General features: G+C 73.1%; 17 protein-coding genes. 14 read left to right on the forward strand and 3 right to left on the reverse strand.

Annotated elements, in window-relative coordinates; translation table 11 throughout:
• Positions 1-27: 27 nt before the first annotated feature.
• On the reverse strand, positions 28-960 hold the full coding sequence (locus IIE03_RS12370; protein ID WP_192863058.1) for a cation diffusion facilitator family transporter: 933 nt from the start codon (positions 958-960) through the stop codon (positions 28-30).
• A gap of 131 nt (positions 961-1,091) precedes the next feature.
• Between IIE03_RS12370 and argC the strand changes: the two genes are divergently transcribed.
• The 13 genes from argC to IIE03_RS12435 all read left to right on the forward strand — a co-directional run bounded on the left by argC (position 1,092) and on the right by IIE03_RS12435 (position 16,148).
• Positions 1,092-2,174: an N-acetyl-gamma-glutamyl-phosphate reductase gene (gene argC, locus IIE03_RS12375; RefSeq protein ID WP_192863059.1), complete on the forward strand. Its 1,083-nt coding sequence runs from the start codon at positions 1,092-1,094 to the stop codon at positions 2,172-2,174.
• A 121-nt stretch (positions 2,175-2,295) separates the two neighbouring features.
• Positions 2,296-3,477 carry a bifunctional glutamate N-acetyltransferase/amino-acid acetyltransferase ArgJ gene (gene argJ, locus IIE03_RS12380; RefSeq protein ID WP_192863060.1) on the forward strand — a complete coding sequence of 394 codons (1,182 nt, stop codon included), beginning with the start codon at positions 2,296-2,298 and terminating at the stop codon, positions 3,475-3,477.
• A complete protein-coding gene (gene argB, locus IIE03_RS12385; protein WP_192863061.1) occupies positions 3,474-4,439 on the forward strand; it encodes an acetylglutamate kinase in 966 nt (321 codons plus the stop codon). Before argJ ends, argB begins: the two co-directional genes overlap by 4 nt.
• Entirely contained in the window at positions 4,436-5,917 is a 1,482-nt protein-coding gene (locus IIE03_RS12390; protein ID WP_192863062.1) for an acetylornithine transaminase, read from the forward strand. The genes argB and IIE03_RS12390 overlap by 4 nt, the downstream gene beginning before the upstream one ends.
• Positions 5,914-6,864 (forward strand): ornithine carbamoyltransferase, encoded by a 951-nt coding sequence (gene argF, locus IIE03_RS12395; RefSeq protein ID WP_192863063.1) that lies wholly within the window; start codon positions 5,914-5,916, stop codon positions 6,862-6,864. The genes IIE03_RS12390 and argF overlap by 4 nt, the downstream gene beginning before the upstream one ends.
• A complete protein-coding gene (locus IIE03_RS12400; RefSeq protein ID WP_192863064.1) occupies positions 6,861-7,466 on the forward strand; it encodes an arginine repressor in 606 nt (201 codons plus the stop codon). The genes argF and IIE03_RS12400 overlap by 4 nt, the downstream gene beginning before the upstream one ends.
• 60 nt (positions 7,467-7,526) lie before the next feature.
• Positions 7,527-8,744, forward strand: a complete 1,218-nt coding sequence (locus IIE03_RS12405) for an argininosuccinate synthase (RefSeq protein ID WP_192863065.1) — start codon at positions 7,527-7,529, stop codon at positions 8,742-8,744.
• Positions 8,741-10,327 (forward strand): argininosuccinate lyase, encoded by a 1,587-nt coding sequence (argH, locus tag IIE03_RS12410; RefSeq protein WP_192863066.1) that lies wholly within the window; start codon positions 8,741-8,743, stop codon positions 10,325-10,327. Before IIE03_RS12405 ends, argH begins: the two co-directional genes overlap by 4 nt.
• Entirely contained in the window at positions 10,324-10,887 is a 564-nt protein-coding gene (locus IIE03_RS12415) for an AAA family ATPase (RefSeq protein ID WP_192863067.1), read from the forward strand. The genes argH and IIE03_RS12415 overlap by 4 nt, the downstream gene beginning before the upstream one ends.
• Before the next feature lie 191 nt (positions 10,888-11,078).
• Positions 11,079-11,468, forward strand: coding sequence for a PadR family transcriptional regulator (locus IIE03_RS12420; protein WP_192863068.1), 390 nt, complete (start codon positions 11,079-11,081; stop codon positions 11,466-11,468).
• Entirely contained in the window at positions 11,468-12,895 is a 1,428-nt protein-coding gene (locus tag IIE03_RS12425) for a permease prefix domain 1-containing protein (RefSeq protein ID WP_192863069.1), read from the forward strand. Before IIE03_RS12420 ends, IIE03_RS12425 begins: the two co-directional genes overlap by 1 nt.
• 131 nt (positions 12,896-13,026) lie before the next feature.
• Positions 13,027-13,755 (forward strand): DNA-3-methyladenine glycosylase, encoded by a 729-nt coding sequence (locus IIE03_RS12430; RefSeq protein ID WP_318842957.1) that lies wholly within the window; start codon positions 13,027-13,029, stop codon positions 13,753-13,755.
• 137 nt (positions 13,756-13,892) lie between these two features.
• On the forward strand, positions 13,893-16,148 hold the full coding sequence (locus IIE03_RS12435; RefSeq protein WP_192863070.1) for an esterase-like activity of phytase family protein: 2,256 nt from the start codon (positions 13,893-13,895) through the stop codon (positions 16,146-16,148).
• Positions 16,149-16,227: 79 nt separating this feature from the next.
• On the opposite strand, the gene IIE03_RS12440 is transcribed toward IIE03_RS12435, so the two are convergent.
• Positions 16,228-17,214 carry a LysR family transcriptional regulator ArgP gene (locus tag IIE03_RS12440; protein WP_192863071.1) on the reverse strand — a complete coding sequence of 329 codons (987 nt, stop codon included), beginning with the start codon at positions 17,212-17,214 and terminating at the stop codon, positions 16,228-16,230.
• Between the two features lie 92 nt (positions 17,215-17,306).
• Here IIE03_RS12440 and IIE03_RS12445 point away from each other — a divergent pair, with 92 nt between their 5' ends.
• Entirely contained in the window at positions 17,307-17,990 is a 684-nt protein-coding gene (locus tag IIE03_RS12445) for a LysE/ArgO family amino acid transporter (RefSeq protein ID WP_192863072.1), read from the forward strand.
• Positions 17,991-17,997: 7 nt separating this feature from the next.
• Here IIE03_RS12445 and IIE03_RS12450 read toward each other — a convergent pair whose 3' ends face one another.
• Positions 17,998-19,434 (reverse strand): MFS transporter, encoded by a 1,437-nt coding sequence (locus IIE03_RS12450; protein ID WP_225997663.1) that lies wholly within the window; start codon positions 19,432-19,434, stop codon positions 17,998-18,000.
• Positions 19,435-19,518: the final 84 nt, after the last annotated feature.

Consider the following 19,518-nt stretch of genomic DNA (forward strand, 5'->3'; position numbering starts at 1 on the left):
TGCAGGCCGGGCCGCGGCCGGGCGTGGCTACGCGTGGCGCGAGGTCTCGTGGCCGATGTGCCCGGCCGGCTCGAGCTGGAACGTCGAGTGCTCGACGCTCACGGCGAACTCGGTGGCGACGCACTGCTGCAGCGCGTCCAGGACCTGGGGCGCGCAGCCGTCGCGGAAGCAGGCGTCGTGCACGACGACGTGGGCGGACAGCGTCGGCAGGCCGGTGGCGACGAGGGAGGCGTGCAGGTCGTGCACCTCCGCGACATGGTCCACCGCGAGCAGCCGGGCCCGCACCGCTCCCAGGTCGAGCCCTGGCGGCGCGGACTCCAGGAGCACGGAGGCGGTCTCGAGCAGGAGCCGCACGGCGCGCGGCACGATGAGCGCGGCGATCACGAGGCCCGCCACGGCGTCGGCCCGCTGCCAGCCGGTGGTCGCGATCACGACGGCTGCCACGATGACACCGAGGGAGCCGAGCGCGTCGTTCAGCACCTCCAGGAACGCGGCGCGCAGGTTGAACGACGCCGATCGGGCGCCCGCCAGCACCGCCAGCCCCACGAGGTTGCCGGCGAGCCCGACGAGACCGAAGACCAGCAGTTCGACGCCGGGCACCTCGGCCGGCTCGATCAGCCGCAGCACACCCTCCACCAGCGCGTAGACGCCGACGGCGAGCAGGACCGCGGCCTGGGCGAGCGCGGCGAGCACCTCGGCCCGGCGGAAACCCCAGGTGCGCTGCGGGGTGGGCGGGCGCAGTGCGAGCGTGGCCGCGACCAGCGCGATGCCGAGGCCGGCGACATCGGTCAGCACGTGCGCCGTGTCGACGAGCAGCGCGAGGCTGCCGGTGATCCAGGCGCCGACGGCCTGGGCGGCGAGGACGGCGGCTCCGACGCCGAAGGCGATCGCGAGCCGCCGGCGGTGGCCCGGCGCGGCGGGATCACCGGAGTGCGCGTGGTCGTGGGTGTGCTCAGTCATCGTGAGCATCCTCGGACACGTTCCCCCGCTCTGGCCACCCGGGGCCCGTTGTCCACAGGGCCGCCGCGCGCGGTCGGCAGGGGGCCGCGGGTTGGTTGAGAGCGATGGAATAACTATGTAGACTCCCGAATATGTCTTCCACGTTCCGTGTCGCCGTCGCGGGTGCGTCCGGGTACGCGGGCGGCGAGATGCTGCGGCTCCTCGCGGCCCACCCGCAGGCCGAGGTGGGTGCGGTGACCGCACACACCTCCGCCGGCTCGCTGCTCGGCGAGCACCAGCCGCACCTGCGCTCGCTCGCGCACCGCGTCATCGAGCCCACCACGCCCGAGGCGCTCGCCGGGCACGATGTCGTGGTGCTCGCCCTGCCGCACGGTGCGTCGGGCGAGATCGCGGCGCGGCTGCCCGCCGGCACGCTCGTCCTCGACCTCGGGGCCGACCACCGGCTCACCGACGCCGACGCGTGGAGGGCGTTCTACGGCAGCGAGCACGCCGGCTCGTGGCCGTACGGCCTGCCCGAGCTCATCCTCGCGGAGGGGGCCGGCGGGGACGCTCCCGCCAGGCAGCGTGACCGGCTCGCGGGGGCGACCCGCGTCGCCGTTCCGGGCTGCAACGTCACGGCGGTCACGCTCGGCCTGCAGCCTGGCGTCGCGGCGGGCCTGATCGACCCGTCTGACGTCGTCGCCGTCCTGGCGAACGGCTACTCCGGCGCGGGCAGGAGCCTCAAGCCGCATCTCCTGGCGAGCGAAGGGCTCGGCTCGGCCCAGCCGTACGCCGTCGGCGGCACGCACCGGCACATCCCGGAGATCGTGCAGAACCTGCGCGCCGCGGGAGCGTCCGGCGTGCGCCTCAGCTTCACCCCCACCCTCGTCCCGATGGCGCGCGGCATCCTCGCCACGGCCACCGCACCGCTGGCCGCCGGCGTCGACCCCGCCGCCGCGGCGCGAACGGTCCGCAGCGCCTGGGCCGAGGCGTACGACGGCGAGCCCTTCGTCCACCTCCTGCCCGAGGGCCAGTGGCCCGGTACGGCCATGACCCAGGGGGCCAACACGGCGCTGGTCCAGGTCGCCGTCGACGCGGCCGCGGGCCGGGTGGTCACCGTCACGGCCATCGACAACCTGGTCAAGGGCACCGCCGGGCAGGCGGTCCAGGCCATGAACATCGCGCTCGGCCTGCCGGAGACCACCGGCCTGGACACCGAGGGAGTCGCGCCGTGACCGCTCGCCGCCGGGCCGCCGCGGGGCCCGCGCCGCTCGGTCCGCGACCCGGTGTCCGAGGCGGCATCCGACCCGGTGCCCGGCACGCAGTGCCCGATACCGCTACGACAGGAGGAGCAGAGTGAGCGTCACCGCAGCCCAGGGCTTCCGGGCCGCCGGCATCACGGCCGGGCTCAAGGCATCCGGCAGGCCGGATCTCGCGCTGGTCGTCAACGACGGCCCGCGGTACGCCGCCGCGGCCGTCTTCACGTCCAACCGAGTCGTCGGGGCCCCGGTCCTGTGGTCCCGTCAGGCGGTCAAGGACGGCGCGGCGCGCGCCGTCGTGCTCAACTCCGGCTCGGCCAACGTCTGCACGGGGCCCGGCGGCTTCCAGGATGCGCACGCCACCGCCGAGGCCGTCGCCGAGAGCCTGGGGATCGGCGCGATCGACGTGCTCGTCGCCTCGACCGGTGTGATCGGCGTCCGGCTGGCCCGCGAGAAGCTGCTCGCCGGCATCCCCGTCGTGACGAGTGCCCTGGCCGACGACGCGGCCGCCGGCCAGGCGGCCGCCGCCGCCATCATGACGACCGACACGGTGTCCAAGACCGCGGTGCGCACGATCGACACGCCCCGCGGCGCCGTCACCGTGGGCGGCATGGCCAAGGGGGCCGGGATGCTCGCCCCTGCGCTGGCCACGATGCTGTGCGTGATCACCACGGACGCCGTCGTCCCCCACGAGGAGGCCGATGCCGCGCTCCGGGCGGCCACGCGGGTCACCTTCGACCGGGTGGACTCCGACGGCTGCCAGTCGACGTCGGACACCGTGGTCCTCATGGCCTCCGGGGCGTCCGGTATCGCTCCGGACAGCCGCGAGTTCGCCGCCGCGGTTCGTGAGGTCTGCGCGGATCTCGCCCGCCAGCTCCTCGCCGACGCCGAGGGGGCCGCCCACGACATCGCCATCACGGTGCGGAACGCGACCAGCGAGGACGCGGCGCTCGCCGTCGCCCGGGCGGTGTCGCGGTCCAACCTGGTGAAGACCGCGATCTTCGGCAACGACCCCAACTGGGGCCGGATCCTGGCGCAGGTCGGGACGGTCCCCGTGGAGGTCGCGCCCTTCGACCCCGAGGCGCTCGACATCTACGTCAACTCCGTAAAAGTGTGCCAAGCGGGTGGCGCCCACGAGTCCCCCGACAAGGTCGACCTGGCCTCGTCCCGCGAGGCGACGATCGACATCGACCTGCACGCCGGCGAGGCGGAGGCCACCCTCTGGACAAACGACCTCACGCACGCCTACGTCGAAGAGAACAGCGCGTACACGTCATGACCGGCACACCGAACAGCGCGGTCCTCGCCTCGCTGACCGCGGACCAGAAGGCCGAGGTCCTCATCGAGGCTCTGCCATGGCTGCAGGAGTTCGCCGGCGCGCTCGTCGTGATCAAGTACGGCGGCAACGCCATGGTGCGCGACGATCTCAAGGTGGCGTTCGCACAGGACATGGTGTTCCTGCGGCAGGTGGGGCTGAAGCCCGTCGTCGTGCACGGCGGCGGTCCGCAGATCAACGCGATGCTCGATCGCCTCGGCATCGAGTCCGAGTTCCAGGGCGGCCTGCGCGTCACCACGCCGGAGACGATGGAGGTGGTGCGCATGGTGCTCACCGGCCAGGTCTCGCGCGAGCTCGTCGGCCTCATCAACGCGCACGGCCCCAACGCCGTGGGCCTGAGCGGCGAGGACGGCGGCCTGCTCGGCGCCGCGCGGCGCCACGCGACGGTCGACGGCGAACCGGTCGACGTCGGCCTCGTGGGCGACGTCGTGCAGGTGGACCCGCGGGCCGTGCAGGACCTGCTCGATGCGGGCCGTATCCCCGTCGTGTCCACCATCGCGCCCGATGTCACCGATCCGACCCAGGTGCTCAACGTCAACGCCGACACGGCGGCGAGCGCCCTCGCGGTGGCGCTGGGCGCGAAGAAGCTGATCGTGCTGACGGACGTGGAGGGCCTGTACACGGCGTGGCCGGACAAGGATTCGCTGGTGGAGCAGATCACGGCGCCGGAACTGCGGGCGCTGCTGCCGCGCCTGGCGTCCGGGATGATCCCGAAGATGGAGGCGTGCCTGCGGGCGGTGGACGGCGGAGTGCCGCGTGCGACGGTGATCGACGGCAGGCAGCCGCACAGCGTGCTCCTGGAGGTCTTCACGGCGCGCGGGAACGGGACGATGGTGGTGCCGGTGCCGCCGGGCGGCGCCTCGTCCGCGGGGCCCGAGGAGATGTCGAAGGTGGTGCCGGAATGAACGATCTGACGACGGCGGGTGTCGTGTCGCGGGCGGCCGCGGGTGGCTCGCGGGGCGCGGTGGCGCCGGGCGAGGCGACGGGCGCGGCCTGGACGGAGCGGTACACGGGCGCGGTGATGGACACGTTCGGGCCGCCGCAGCGTGTGCTCGTGCGCGGTGAGGGCGCGTACGTGTGGGACGCGGACGGGAAGCGGTACCTGGACCTGCTGGCGGGGATCGCGGTGAACGCGCTGGGGCACGCGCATCCGACGCTGACGGCGGCGATCAGCGCTCAGCTGGGCACGCTGGGGCACACGTCGAACTTCTTCGGGACGCCGGCGCAGATCTCGCTGGCCGAGCGGCTGCTGGCGCTGGCCGGTGCGCCCCCGGGGTCGCGGGTGTTCTTCACGAACTCGGGTACCGAGGCGCTCGAGGCGGCGTTCAAGATGACGCGGCGGGTGCCGGTGTCGCCGGGCGGGGTGCCGGGCGAGGTCTCGTCCGGGGCGCGGGGCGGTCGCTGCCGTACCCGGGTCCTCGCGCTGGAGGGCGCCTTCCACGGGCGGTCGATGGGCGCTCTGGCGCTCACGTACAAGCCCGCCTACCGGGAGCCGTTCGAGCCGCTCCCGGGTGGCGTGGAGCACCTGCCGTTCGGGGACGCGGCCGCGCTGGAGGAGGCGTTCTCCCCCGAGGTGGTCGCGGAGCGTGGCGAGGTGGCGGCGTTCGTCGCCGAGCCGCTGCAGGGCGAGGCGGGTGTGCGCCCGCTGCCGCCGGGCTACCTGGCGCTGGCACGACGACTCACGCGGGAGCACGGGGCGTTGCTGATCCTGGACGAGGTGCAGACGGGGATCGGTCGCACGGGTGAGTGGTTCGCGTTCCAGCACCCGGGCGTCCTGGGGCCGGCGGGTGCCGCCGGTGCGGCGGGCTCTGCGGGCGTCGCCGTCGCGGCCGGCGCCGACGTGCTTCCCGATGTCGTGACGCTCGCGAAGGGCCTGGGCGGCGGCTTCCCCGTCGGCGCGGTGATCGCGTTCGGCGAGGAGCCAGCGCGGCTGCTGGGCCGGGGGCAGCACGGGTCGACGTTCGGCGGGAACCCGGTCGCCGCGGCGGCGGCGCTGGCGACCCTCGGCGTGATCGAGCGGGACGGCCTGCTCGCGCAGGTGCGTGCGACGGGCGACCTGCTGCGCGCCGCGATCGAGGGCAGCGGAAACCCGCTGATCACCGGGGTGCGCGGGCGTGGGCTCCTGCTCGCGGTGCAGCTCGCCGCGCCCGTGGCTCCGCGGGTCGTCGCCCGCGCGCTGGAGGCGGGGTTCATCGTGAACGCCGTCGCGCCCGACGCCGTCCGCCTCGCCCCGCCGCTCATCCTGACCGCGGACCAGGCCCGTGAGGCCGCCGCGTTCTTCGCCGGCCTGCCCGCCTCGCTCGCCGAGCACGCCGCCGAGCCGCACACCGCAGAACCCATCGCCGCAGAAGCCGTCGAGGAGCACACCGAGGAGACCCCATGACCGTCCGCCACTTCCTGGCCGACGACGACCTCACCCCCGCGGAGCAGCGCGAGGTCCTCGACCTCGCCATGGCGCTGCGCGGCGACCGTCTCGCCCGCCGCCCCCTGGAAGGACGCCGCGACGCGCCCGGCGCGATCGCGTTCATCACGGACAAGCCGACGCTGCGCACGCAGCTGTCGTTCGCGGGCGCGATCGCGGACCTCGGCGGGCAACCGATCGTCGTGGACGGCAACCTGGCCCAGATCGGCGCGCGCGAGTCCGTCGAGGACACCGCGCGCGTGCTGGGCCGACAGGTCGCCGCGATCGTGTGGCGCACCTACGGGCAGGACCGCCTGGAGACGATGGCGGCACACGCGGGGGTCCCGGTCGTGAACGCCCTCACCGACGCGTACCACCCCTGCCAGATCCTGGCGGACCTCGTCACGATCGCGCAGCACCGCGGGGGAGTGGCCGCGCTGCCCGGCACCACCCTCGCGTACGTGGGCGACGCCGGGAACAACATGGCTGCCTCCTACCTTCTCGGCGGCGCCACGGCAGGCCTCCACGTGCGCATCGGCGGCCCCGAGGGCTTCCGGCCCGACCCCGGGGTGCTCACCCGGGCCGCGCGGATCGCCGAGCGCACCGGCGGCTCCGTCGTCTCGGTCACCGCCCCGGAAGAGGCCGTGTCCGGGGCCGACGTCGTCGCCACCGACACCTGGGTGTCGATGGGCGACGACGCCGCCGGGCGCGAGACCGTCTTCGAGCCGTACCAGGTCAACGCCGGCCTGCTCGCCGGCGCTGCCCCGGACGCCGTCGTGCTCCACTGCCTTCCTGCCTACCGCGGCAAGGAGATCACCGAGGAGGTCCTGGAAGGTCCCCGGAGCGTCGTCTGGGACGAGGCAGAGAACCGCCTGCACGCCCAGAAGGCACTGCTGGCCTGGCTCCTCGAGGAAGGAGCACGCGGATGACCGGCGGCGCACCACGACCGTCGTCGGACGGCTCGCCGGCCGCCGACCAGACAGCCGACCAGACGGCCGACCAGACATGGGGTGGCGGCGACACGCCCACCGGCGTCGTCACCGTCCCGACCACGAAAGCGGCGCGGCACGCGCGCATCCTGGACATCATCACGCACACCGCCATCCGCTCCCAGGCGGACCTGGCCAAGGCGCTCGCGGCCCACGGCGTCAAGGTCACCCAGGGCACGCTGTCCCGCGACCTCATCGAGCTGCGGGCCGAGAAGGTGCGCGGCGCCGACGGCTCTCTCGTCTACGCCGTGCCCGGTGAGGGCGGGGACCGCAGCGTGCAGGCCGACCAGGACGCCGAGTACCTGGCCGCCCGGCTGGCGCGGCTGGCCACCGAGCTCCTCGTCTCGGCCGAGGCGTCCGGCAACCAGGTGGTGCTGCGCACCCCGCCGGGCGCCGCGCAGTACCTGGCCTCCGCGATCGACCACTCCCTGTTCCCCGGCGTGCTCGGCACCATCGCCGGGGACGACACCATCCTCGTGATCGCCCGGGACGCCGACGGCGGCAGCGAGCTGGCCCAGCGCCTGCTCGCCCTGTCCGCCTGAGGACGTACCCGGAACCACCTGCTTGAATCGAAACCAACGAACCACGGAAGAGAAGAACCAATGACCGAACGCGTCGTGCTCGCCTACTCGGGCGGCCTGGACACCTCCGTCGCCATCGGCTGGATCGGTGAGGCCACCGGAGCCGAGGTCGTCGCCATGGCCGTCGACGTCGGCCAGGGTGGCGAGGACCTCAACGTCATCCGCAAGCGCGCGCTGGACTGCGGCGCGGTCGAGGCGTACGTCGCCGACGCCCGCGAGGAGTTCGCCGACGAGTACTGCATGCCGGCTCTCCAGGCCAACGGCCTCTACCTGGACAAGTACCCGCTCGTGTCCGCGATCTCGCGCCCGCTGATCGTCAAGCACCTCGCCCGCGCCGCCCGCAAGTTCGGCGCCACCACCGTCGCGCACGGCTGCACCGGCAAGGGCAACGACCAGGTGCGCTTCGAGGTCGCCACCACGTCCCTCGCCCCCGACCTGAAGACGATCGCGCCCGTGCGCGACCTCGCGCTGACCCGCGAGAAGGCCATCGAGTACGCCGAGAAGCACGACTTGCCGATCGCCACCACCAAGAGCAACCCGTTCTCCATCGACCAGAACGTCTGGGGCCGGGCCGTCGAGACCGGCTTCCTCGAGGACATCTGGAACGAGCCCACCAAGGACGTGTATTCCTACACGGACGACCCGACCTTCCCGCCCGTCGCCGACGAGGTGATCATCACCTTCGAGCAGGGCATCCCCGTCGCCATCGACGGCGTCGCCGTCACCCCGCTCCAGGCGATCCAGGAGATGAACCGCCGCGCCGGCGCGCACGGCGTCGGCCGGATCGACATCGTCGAGGACCGGCTCGTGGGCATCAAGTCCCGCGAGATCTACGAGGCCCCCGGCGCCATGGCGCTCATCGCCGCCCACCAGGAGCTGGAGAACGTCACCGTGGAGCGCGAGCAGATGCGCTTCAAGCGGCAGGTCGAGCAGCGCTGGACCGAGCTCGTGTACGACGGCATGTGGTTCAGCCCTCTGAAGAAGTCCCTCGACGCCTTCATCCTCGACACGCAGAAGTACGTCTCCGGCGACATCCGCATGGTCCTGCACGGCGGCCGCGCCACCGTGACCGGCCGCCGCTCGGACTCGTCGCTGTACGACTTCGGCCTCGCCACCTACGACGAGGGCGACACGTTCGACCAGTCCCACGCCAAGGGCTTCATCGAGATCTACGGCCTCGCCGCCAAGCAGGCCGCCGCCCGGGACGCGAAGTTCGGCAACGCGGAGGACCTCGGATGAGCGACGCCGTCCCGCCGCCCGGCGGCGGAACCCCGCCCGGCGGACCCGGACCCGCCGGCGACGTCGTGCCGGGTGCCACGCCGGACCCCGTGGCCGCCGCGGCCCGCCCCGCCCCGGGCGGCCAGGTTGCGTCGGGCAAGCCGGTCGCCCTGTGGGGCGGCCGGTTCTCCGGCGGGCCCGCACCGGAGCTCGCCGCCCTGTCGCAGTCGACCCACTTCGACTGGAAGCTCGCCGGCTACGACATCGCGGGCTCCCGCGCCCACGCCCGGGTGCTGCACGCCGCCGGGCTCCTGTCCGACGACGAGCTGGCGGGCATGAACGACGCCCTCGACCGGCTGCTCGCCGACGTCGAGTCCGGCGCCTTCCTCCCCGTGCTCGGCGACGAGGACGTGCACACCGCCCTCGAACGCGGCCTGATCGAACGCGCCGGGGACGACCTCGGCGGCAAGCTCCGCGCCGGACGCTCCCGCAACGACCAGATCGCCACCCAGGTGCGCATGTATCTGCGCGACCACGCCCGCGTCGTCGCCGGCCAGGTGCTGGACCTCGCCGACGCCCTCATCGCCCAGGCGATCGCCGCGGGATCCGCGCCGATGCCCGGCCGCACCCACCTCCAGCACGCCCAGCCGGTGCTCCTCGCGCACCACCTGCTGGCACACACCTGGCCACTGCTGCGCGACGTCGACCGGCTCATCGACTGGGACGTACGCGCCGCGCGCTCCCCCTACGGATCCGGGGCGCTCGCGGGCTCGTCGCTGAGGCTCGACCCGGCCGCGGTGGCCCGGGACCTGGGCTTCGACGGCCCGGTGGAGAACTCGATCGACGGCACCGCCGCGCGCGACGTCGTCGCCGAGTTCGCGTTCGTGGCCGCGATGATCGCCGTCGACCTGTCCCGGCTGGCGGAGGAGATCATCCTCTGGAACACGAAGGAGTTCGGGTTCGTCACGCTGGACGACGCGTGGTCGACAGGGTCGAGCATCATGCCGCAGAAGAAGAACCCGGACATCGCCGAACTCGCCCGCGGCAAGGCGGGCCGTGTCCTCGGTGACCTGACGGGCCTGCTGGCGACGCTCAAGGGTCTCCCGCTCGCGTACAACCGTGACCTGCAGGAGGACAAGGAGCCGGTCTTCGACCAGGTCGAGACCCTCACCGTGCTCCTGCCGGCATTCACCGGAATGGTCTCGACCATCACGTTCGACACCGACCGGATGGCCGAGCTGGCCCCGCAGGGATTCGCGCTGGCCACCGACATCGCCGAATGGCTGGTGCGGCAGGGCGTCCCGTTCCGCGTCGCGCACGAGGTCGCCGGCGCCTGCGTGCGCGAGTGCGAGGGCCGCGGCATCGAGCTGTGGGACCTGTCGGACGAGGACCTCGCCAAGCTGTCCGAGCACCTCACCCCCGAGGTGCGGTCGGTGCTCACGGTCGAGGGCTCCCTCGCCTCGCGCGACGCCGTCGGCGGCACCGCCCCGGCCCGCGTCACCGAGCAGATCGAACAGGCCAAGGAACGCTCCACCGAGTACCGGCTCTGGGCCCAGCCCCTGGACGGATTCCCGGAACCGGAACATCTGCCGGACGACGAATGACCGTCACCCCCGAGGTCCTGGGCGGCCTCCTGGACCGGGTCCGGTCCGTCGACGCGCGGCTCGTCTGCGTCGACGGACCGGCCGGCTCCGGCAAGACCACGCTCGCGGCGCAGCTCGCGGACGCGCTCGAAGCCCCCGTGGTGCACATGGACGACCTCTACGAGGGCTGGGAGGCCGGCCCCGGAGGCGGCGCCGAGAAGCTCCGCGAGTGGGTGCTGGAGCCGCTCGCGGCGGGGGAGCGGGCCCGGTACCGGCGCTACGACTGGCAGAGCGCGCGCTGGGCAGAGTGGCACGAGGTACGCATCGAGGCCCGCGTGATCGTCGAGGGCTGCGGCTCCGCCGCCCGCCAGGTCGACGCCTTCCCCGGCGGCGTCCTGCGCATCTTCGTCGAGGCCGACGACGACGAACGCCTCCGCCGTGGCCTCGCCCGCGACGGCGAGGCGGCCCGGGACAACTGGCTGCGCTGGATGAAGGACGAGGCCGAGCACTTCGCCCGCGAGCGCACCCGGGACCGCGCCGATGTCCGCCTGGACGGCTTCGGAGGCCTCGTCGCCGGCTGACGGCCGGCCCGGCCCGGGCCGCACCGTCCCGGCACCGCCCTGTTCCTGCGCCTCCCGCGCCGTCCCGGCACCGCCCTGTTCCTGCGCCTCCCGCGCCGTCCCTGACTCCCCGCACCCCAATACCTAGATCAACCATGCCTTGCTCTGCTAGGGTGCATATCCCTAGCAGTCCTAGGCATTGGAGATCCCGAGTGCACATCGACAAGGACCTGGTCGCGGCGTCGGCGACCCCGCTCGTCCTCGGCATCCTCGCCGACGGCGAGTCCTACGGGTACGCGATCCTCAAACGCGTCACCGAGCTGTCCGGCGGGCGCATGCAGTGGACCGACGGCATGCTCTACCCCCTGCTCCACCGCCTCGAACGGCACGAGCTCATCGAGGCGTCCTGGGGCACCGCCGACACCGGCCGCCGCCGCAAGCACTACACCATCACACCCGCGGGACGCGCCGCGCTCGCCGAACGCCAGGAGCAGTGGACCGTCGTCGCCGACGCCCTCAAGCAGGTGTGGCAGGACCTGTCCGACGGCGCCACCGGCCACCCCGGACTCGCCGGCCCCCGGACCGCGGAGGGGTGGGCCTGATGAACGACACCCCGCAGCACACCACGCAGCACACCCCGGATCACGCCGGCCTCGAGGCCCAGATCGACCAGTGGCGCGGCTTCGTCCGGCGCCGCCGCGCCATCGCCGCGCCCGACGTCGAGGAGATGGAGGACCATCTGCGCGAGCAGGTCGCGGACCTGCAGGAAGGCGGCCTCGACGACGACGAGGCGTTCCTCGTCGCGGTCAAGCGCATGGGCAACCTCGACGACGTCTCCCGCGAGTTCGCCCGCGAGCACTCCGACCGCCTCTGGAAGCAGCTCGTGCTCTTCCCGGACGAGACCACCGGTACGGGCGCCGGCGCCGGCACGAGCCTCGGCCGCTTCCGCGAGCTCGGCGTGCTCCTGGCCCTCGCGGTCGCTGCCGGAATCGCACTGAAGATCCTGGTCACGAGCACCGACGACGAGGCCACCATCCTGCTCAACGCGCCGTTCCTCGTGCTGCCCTTCCTCGCCGGCTACTTTGCGTGGAAGCGAGCCCTCCCGCTGCTCACCGCGGCCGCCCTCATGGCCGCGGCCGGCGCGCTGGCCCTTGTCGTGGACCTGTATCCGTTCGACACGGGCGACCCCGCCGACCCGTTCGCGGAAACAGGCATGACGGTCGTCCTCGCCATCCTCCACGCGCCCGTCGTGCTCTGGCTGCTCGTCGGCGTCGTCTACGCGGCCGGGTCCTGGCGGTCCGATGCCCGCCGCATGGACTACGTCCGCTTCACCGGCGAACTCCTCGTCTACCTCGCCCTCATCGCGCTCGGCGGGATGCTCCTGGTCGGCCTGACATTCGGGGTGCTCAGCCTGGTCGGCATCGACTTCGAGCCGTTCCTCGGGGACTGGCTCCTGCCCTTCGCCCTCCCCGGCGCCCTCATGGTGGCCGCCTGGCTCGTCGAGGCCAAGAAGAGCGTCGTGGAGAACATCGCCCCCGTCCTCGCCCGCGTCTTCACGCCGCTGGCCGCCCTCATGCTCGTCGCGATGTTCGTCGCACTCCTCACCGGCGGACCGCTCGACGCCGTCGACCGCGAGCTGCTCATCCTCATGGACGCCGTCCTGCTTGTCGTGCTGTTCCTCCTGCTGTACTCGATCTCCGCCCGCGACCCGCTCGACCCGCCCGGGATCTTCGACTGGCTCCAGCTCGTGCTCGTCGGTGCGGCGCTCGCGGTCGACGCGGTCGCCCTGACCGCGATGCTGGTGCGGATCGCGGAGTTCGGGTTCACCGCGAACAAGGTGGCGGCCCTGGGCCTGAACCTCATCCTGCTGGTCCACCTGGCCTGGGCGGGGCGGCTCACGCTCGGGTTCGTGCGCGGGACCAGGACGTTCGTGGCCACGGAGCGCTGGCAGACCAGGTACCTCCCGGTCTACGGCGCCTGGGCGCTGATCGTGGTCGTCGCCTTCCCGCCCCTCTTCGGCTTCGCCTGAGCGGTCGACCGGGTTTGTCGAGCCGTCGGTCCGTTGTCCGCGTGGTCGGTCCCTCGAGCGACAGACCGCATGGGCAACGGACCGACCGCTCGCCATCGGACCGACCGGCGCCACGCGAGAGAATCGCCTTCGTGCGTGATTTCTTCGAACGTCCCGTCCTCGCCGTCGCCCGCGACCTGCTGGGCGCCCACCTGACCGTCCGCGGACCGGACGGGACCGTCACCGTCCGGCTCACGGAGGTCGAGGCGTACGACGGCGGGAACGACCCGGGCTCGCACGCCTACCGCGGCCGCACCACCCGCAACGCGACGATGTTCGGCACGGCCGGCCACCTGTACGTGTACCGCCACCTGGGCCTGCACCACTGCGCCAACATCGTGTGCGGGCCCGACGGCGAACCCTCGGCCGTGCTGCTGCGCGCGGCCGAGGTCACCGACGGCGTCGAGCTCGCCCGCGAGCGCCGCCTCGCGGCCGGTGTCGTCCGCGCCGACCGGGACCTCGCACGCGGCCCCGCCCGGCTGACGGTCGCACTGGGCATCGACAGGTCCGACGACGGCGTGGACGTCACGGGCACCGGCGGCAGGGTGACGCTGGAGCCGGCTCCGGGTTCGTGGCCTCCGCCCGGCAGGACGGTACGGGACCGCCGGGCGGCGGACGAGACACTGATCCGGACGACGGGCGTCGTCCGCACCGGTCCCCGCGTGGGCGTGTCGGGCGAGGGCGGGCGCGCGGACCTGTTCCCGTGGCGCTTCTGGCTCGACGGCGAACCGACGGTCAGCGACTACCGCGTGGCGGCCGCGCGGCGCCGTCGCACGGCGGCCGTGGGGGCGGCCGCGAACGGCCGCGCGACGACCTCCTGAGGTCCGGTCCGGTTGGGAGACGGCGCAGCCGCCGCGTGCCCCGGCGGTTCGCCGCCGGCCGCTCCGCTCGACAGAGTTCACGGTCCCGTCGCGTCCGGTACACGCCGATGTCGTGCGCGTGTCCTTGGCTCGGGGCCATGAGGACCACACGACGATCCGTACTCCTGCGGGCCGGCGCGGTCGTGGCGGCGACCGCGCTCGTGCTCCCGCTCGCCACCGCGGCGCAGGCGGCCGGCGGCCGCCCGGGCCACGACACGCCGCGCGGCGGGACCCACCTGACGGCGACGCTGGCCGGCCGGGCGACGCTCTCGGCCGACCACCTGACCGAGGGCCCGTCATCGGGCGCCGACGCCGGCTCGGCCAACGGGCGCCAGGGCCCGTGGCCCGGGCAGGTGATCCCCGGCTTCTCCGCGATGATCGACAACGGCGACGGGACGTTCTGGGCCCAGCCGGACAACGGGTTCGGCTCGAAGGGCAACTCGTCCGACTTCCTGCTGCGCAACTACTTGGTGCGCCCGGACTGGGACACGGGCCGTCGGAACGCCGGCTCGGGCGAGATCGAGATCCTCGACCACATCACCTACAACGACGCGAACCACGTCCTGGACTTCGAGATCGTCCGCGAGGACACGGAGGAGCGCTGGCTCACCGGCTCGGACTTCGACATCGAGTCCGCGGTCCGCGCCGCGGACGGCACGCTCTGGGTGGGTGACGAGTTCGGCCCGTTCCTCCTGCACTTCGACGCGGGCGGCACGCTGCTGGAGCCGCCGGTCGAGTTCCCGGGCGGGCGCTCGCCGCAGAACCCGTACCTGGCCGACGGCGAGACGCCGAACGTCGCCGCGTCGCGCGGCTTCGAGGCCATGGCGGCGAGCCGCGGCGGCCGCTACCTGTACCCGGTGGTGGAGGGCGCGCTGGTGGACGACGGCGAGCGGCGCCGCCGCTGGATCCACCAGTTCGACACCCGCACCGGCGAGTACACCGATCGCCGCTGGGCGTACGAGACCGACCGGGAGGCCGACGTCGTCGGCGACGCGTTCATGACGGGGCGGCACACGATGCTCCTGCTCGAGCGCGACGACTTCCAGGGCGCGGCGTCCGTGATCAAGCGCGTCTACGAGGTCGACCTGCGCAAGCGGGGGCGGGACGGGTTCGTGCGCAAGGAGCTCGTGCTCGACGCGCTGGGCATCGCGAATCCGCGCGGTATCGACGCCGGTGAGGGCTACGGCCTGGGCGAGACGTTCAGCCTGCCGGTGCAGTCGTTCGAGACGGTCCTGTTCGTCGACCGCGACACGCTGCTGATCGGCAACGACAACAACTACCCGTTCAACGACGCACGCGTGCCGGGCGAGCCGGACGACACCGAGATGGCGCTCGTGGACCTGCGGCGCGAGCGGGTCGAGGACGACGGCGTCACGGTCGTCGGGCATCGTGGTGCGTCCGGCTACCGGCCGGAGCACACCCTCGCCGCGTACGAGCAGGCGATCCTGCAGTGCGCGGACTACATCGAGCCGGACCTCGTCGCGACGTCCGACGGCGTGCTGGTGGCCCGGCACGAGAACGAGATCAGCGGCACGACCGACGTCGCCGACCGCCCCGAGTTCGCCGACCGGCGCACCACCAAGACGATCGACGGGAGTGAGATCACCGGCTGGTTCACGGAGGACTTCACGCTCGCCGAGCTGCGCACGCTCCGCGCCACGGAGCGCCTGCCGCAGGTCCGGCCGGAGAACACGGCGTTCGACGGCTTGTACCAGGTCCCGACGCTCGACGAGGTGCTCGACCTCGCCCGCAACAGCCGCACGTGCGACGGCGCCCCGGTGGGCGTCTACCCGGAGACGAAGCACCCCACCTACTTCGACTCGGTGGGCCTGTCCCTCGAGGAGCCGCTGGTGGCCGAGCTGCGGCGCAACGGCTTCCACGGCTCCCGCTCCCCGGTGATCATCCAGTCGTTCGAGGTCGGGAACCTGAAGGAGCTCTCCCGCATGACGAACATCCGGCTCGCGCAGCTCATCGCCGGTTCCGGCGCCCCGTACGACCTCGAGGCCGCCGGTGACGAGCGCACCTATGCGGACCTGGTCACGCCGAAGGGCCTCGCCGGCATCGCGCGGTACGCCGACGGCATCGGCGCGTCGAAGGACGTCCTGATCCCGCGGGACGACGACGGCCGCCTCGCCGGCCCGTCGCCGGTGATCACCGACGCGCACGCCGCGGGCCTCGACGTGCACGGCTGGACCTTCCGCGCGGAGAACCAGTTCCTGCCCACGGACCTGCGGTCCTCCGGCGACCCGGCCGAGTTCGGCGACCTGGACGCGGAGATCGACGCGTTCCTCGACGCCGGGATGGACGGATTCTTCACCGACCACCCGGACCTGGGCGCCGCCGCGGTGGACTGACGGACCGACCGTCGCACCCGTACGACCGCCGGGGTAGTAGATCTGCTGCAGGATCGGCCACCCCGGCGGTCCTTTCTCGTCACCGTCCCCGGTCACCACGGCTGACCGGGGACGCCGCCGCCCGCGTTCCCTCGTGCACGAGCTGCCGGCGCGCCTCGGCCAGGAGCGCATCGGCGACGGCGTCGAGCGTCGTCGAGCGCAGGCGCCACTGCTGCAGGTACAGCCGCACGTCCACCGACGGCGCGCGGGGATCCAGGAGGACGACGTCGTCGCCCGACAGGACCGGACCGGTGCGCAGGTCCTGCACCATGCCCCAGCCCATGCCGAGGCGGATCGCCTCCAGGTACTCGGGCGTGCTGGGCACGTACGTGCGCGGAGGAGCCGGCAACGCGGAGCCGGTGCGGGCGGCGTACTCGCGCAGCCACTGGTCCTGCAGGTCGTCGTGCCGGTCGAACACGAGCATCGGGGCGCGGGACAGCGCCTCGGGGGTGACACCGCCGGGAAACCAGCGCTCCACGACGCGGGGCGTCGCCATCGCCCGGTACGGCATCACGCCGAGGGGGCGGGACGTGCAGCCCTGCACGGGCTCGGCCTGCGCCGTGATCGCGGCCATCACGATCCCCTGCGGCAGCAGGTCGACCGTGCGCTCCTGGTCCTCGCGGTAGATGTCCAGCACCACGCCGGGCACGCGGGCCAGGGCGGGCAGCACCCAGGTCGCCAGGGAGTCCGCGTTGACGGCGATGGGGACGCTGACCGGGCGCGGCGCCGCCGGGCCGCCGTCGGCACCCTCCGGGCCCGGCCCGAGCCCCGACGCGTGCAGCTCGACCGCCGCCTCCGCGGCGAGCAGGTCCGTCTGCCGGGCCAGGCGCAGAAGGGTCTCGCCCGGCGCGGTCGGCGTCACGGGCCGCGTGCGCCGCACGAGGACGCCGCCCGCGGCGTTCTCCAGGGCGCGGATGCGCTGGCTCACCGCCGACGGCGTCACGTGCAGCAACCGCGCGGCCCCGTCGAACGAGCCCTCGCCGACGACGGCGGCCAGCGCTTCGAGCTGTGCGGAGTCCCACTGCATGATCCCGAGCGTAGCGGCAGATGAAGCTCTGCTTCATCAGATACAGAAACATTCGCTGGACTTCATTTCGCGCTCGGGTTCTCCTGGACGGCATGATCGCAGCCCTGCTCGCCGGACTCGGATTCGGCCTCTCCCTCATCGTCGCCGTCGGCCCGCAGAACGCGTACGTGCTGCGCCAGGGCGCACTGCGCGACCACGTCGGGCTCGTGGTCCTGCTGTGCGCGGCGTCCGACACCGTGCTCATCACCGCGGGCGTCGGCGGCATGGGCAGCGCGATCCAGGCCGTGCCGTGGCTCGTCGAGCTCATGCGGTGGCTGGGCGCCGCCGTCGTGCTCGGCTACGGCGTGCTGGCGGCGACCCGCGCCATGCGGGGGTCGGGGGCACTGCCGGTGGCCGACGACGGCGCAGCCGCCGGGCCGGCCGGGACCGCCCGGCCCGCGGAGACTCCGGCGGGCGGCCCGACGCGCCTCGCGCTGCGGGCCGTGCCCGGCCGCCGGACCGCTGTCGCGGCCACGGCACTGGCCCTGACCTGGCTGAACCCCCACGTCTACCTCGACACGCTGGTGCTCATGGGCGGTATCGGTTCCACGTACGGCGACCTGCGATGGTGGTTCGCCGTCGGTGCGGTCTGCGCGAGCTGGGCCTGGTTCGCCGCGATCGGGTTCGGCGCGGCCCGCCTGTCCGGCGTGCTCGCGCGGCCCGTCGCCTGGAGAGTGCTCGACGGCGTGATCGCCGTCATCATGCTGACGGTCGCGGTCGGCCTGATCCTGGGGTGAGGCGAGGTCAGCCCGCCGCGGGCCGCACGGGCTCGGGATCATCCTCCCGATCCGGGGCGGGACCCGACGCAGGGCGCTCGCGACCGTCCGTGGCGTCGCCCCCGGCTCCGTGGTCCCCGGCCTCGTCGTGCACCTCAGCCTCCGGCGCGACGTCGATCCGCGCCAGCGACCGGCGTGCGGCGGGGATCGCGAGGATCGCCCCGACCACCGCGAACAGCAGCAGCCCGGCGACGACGAGCAGCGACTCCACCGAGAACCGGTCGGCCAGCGGACCGAACACCACCATGGACAGCGGCATCGCGACGGTCATGACGATCCCGACGAACCCGAACACCCGGCCCTGCATCTCGGGCTCCACGCGCTCCTGGATGATCGTCATCGAGGGCGTGCTCTGGGCGGCGAACATGACGCCGATCACCAGTCCGATCACGAAGAACACCCACATGTTGGTGGAGATCCCCAGGCCGAAGACCAGCACACCCGTGGCGAGCACTGATCCCACCAGGAGCCGTACCCGGCGCTTGATGCGCGGGCCGACCGCGGCCATCACCAGACCGCCCAGCAGCATGCCGGAGCCCCAGAACAGCTCGTTGGCGGTCAGCTTCCACACCTCGTCGCCGAACGTGCGGGTCACCATCAGCGGCGTGAGGTAGCTCGGCGCCCCGACCAGGAACATGGTGAGCGCGAACAGGATCATCAGCCAGCGGATCGGCGAGTGCGCCCCGATGTACCGCACACCGGCGGCCAGGTCGCCGAAGTAGGAGACCGGCCCGTCGTCGGACCGCACCAGCCGCGGCACGGCGACCAGGGCCAGCATGCCCACGCCCAGGAGGGCCGTGACGACGTCGAGGAAGAAGACGGTGACGATGTCGAAGTTCGCGTAGACCGCGGCGGCCGCCGCCGGCGCGACCAGCATCATCCCCGACTGGACGGACTGGAACATGCCGTTCACCCGCATGAGCTGGTCCGGCGGCGTGATCTGCGGGATCATCGCGCTGACCGCCGGCGTCTGGATGCCCGCGAAGACCGACCGCACGGCCAGCGCCGCGTAGATCACCCACAGCGAGTCGACACCGGACAGCATGAGCAGGGCGAGCCCGAGCGTCGCCAGGGCGATCACGGTATCCGAGCCCATGATGAGGAACTTGCGATGATGCCGGTCGGCCCACACGCCGCCGAAGATGGACACGAACGCCTGCGGCAGCATGCCGAACACGATGCTCAGCATGAGGACCGACCCGGATCGTGTCTCGATGGTCAGGTGCCACATGACCGCGAACATCACGATCATGGAACCGAGCAGGGAGATGGTCTGCCCGACCAGGAACAGTGCGACGCTCCTCTTCCAACCCGGCATCGCCTCGCCGGCCGGCGCCTCGGCATCGGGCTGCTCGGCGGCCGGCTCGGGTGCGGGGGGTGCGGTCTCGTTCACATTCACGCTCATGTCCTGTCCGACGGCGGTACGCGCCGAAACTCATCGGCGTGCCGGTCCCGATCTTCCCTCACACCGCCCCCCACCGCCGCAGCA

It is taken from the genome of Myceligenerans pegani, from assembly GCF_014892515.1.
Taxonomy (GTDB): Bacteria; Actinomycetota; Actinomycetes; order Actinomycetales; family Cellulomonadaceae; genus Myceligenerans; species Myceligenerans pegani.

What these genes read in the sequence shown, in the direction of transcription:
- IIE03_RS12450 (WP_225997663.1), bottom strand. Translation starts at nt 19,434, where the DNA reads ATGAGCGTGAATGTGAACGAGACCGCACCCCCCGCACCCGAGCCGGCC.
- IIE03_RS12405 (WP_192863065.1), top strand. Translation starts at nt 7,527, where the DNA reads ATGACCGAACGCGTCGTGCTCGCCTACTCGGGCGGCCTGGACACCTCC.
- IIE03_RS12415 (WP_192863067.1), top strand. Translation starts at nt 10,324, where the DNA reads ATGACCGTCACCCCCGAGGTCCTGGGCGGCCTCCTGGACCGGGTCCGG.
- IIE03_RS12400 (WP_192863064.1), top strand. Translation starts at nt 6,861, where the DNA reads ATGACCGGCGGCGCACCACGACCGTCGTCGGACGGCTCGCCGGCCGCC.
- argC (WP_192863059.1), top strand. Translation starts at nt 1,092, where the DNA reads ATGTCTTCCACGTTCCGTGTCGCCGTCGCGGGTGCGTCCGGGTACGCG.
- IIE03_RS12425 (WP_192863069.1), top strand. Translation starts at nt 11,468, where the DNA reads ATGAACGACACCCCGCAGCACACCACGCAGCACACCCCGGATCACGCC.
- IIE03_RS12445 (WP_192863072.1), top strand. Translation starts at nt 17,307, where the DNA reads ATGATCGCAGCCCTGCTCGCCGGACTCGGATTCGGCCTCTCCCTCATC.
- argF (WP_192863063.1), top strand. Translation starts at nt 5,914, where the DNA reads ATGACCGTCCGCCACTTCCTGGCCGACGACGACCTCACCCCCGCGGAG.
- IIE03_RS12370 (WP_192863058.1), bottom strand. Translation starts at nt 960, where the DNA reads ATGACTGAGCACACCCACGACCACGCGCACTCCGGTGATCCCGCCGCG.
- argH (WP_192863066.1), top strand. Translation starts at nt 8,741, where the DNA reads ATGAGCGACGCCGTCCCGCCGCCCGGCGGCGGAACCCCGCCCGGCGGA.
- IIE03_RS12440 (WP_192863071.1), bottom strand. Translation starts at nt 17,214, where the DNA reads ATGCAGTGGGACTCCGCACAGCTCGAAGCGCTGGCCGCCGTCGTCGGC.
- IIE03_RS12435 (WP_192863070.1), top strand. Translation starts at nt 13,893, where the DNA reads ATGAGGACCACACGACGATCCGTACTCCTGCGGGCCGGCGCGGTCGTG.
- IIE03_RS12390 (WP_192863062.1), top strand. Translation starts at nt 4,436, where the DNA reads ATGAACGATCTGACGACGGCGGGTGTCGTGTCGCGGGCGGCCGCGGGT.
- argB (WP_192863061.1), top strand. Translation starts at nt 3,474, where the DNA reads ATGACCGGCACACCGAACAGCGCGGTCCTCGCCTCGCTGACCGCGGAC.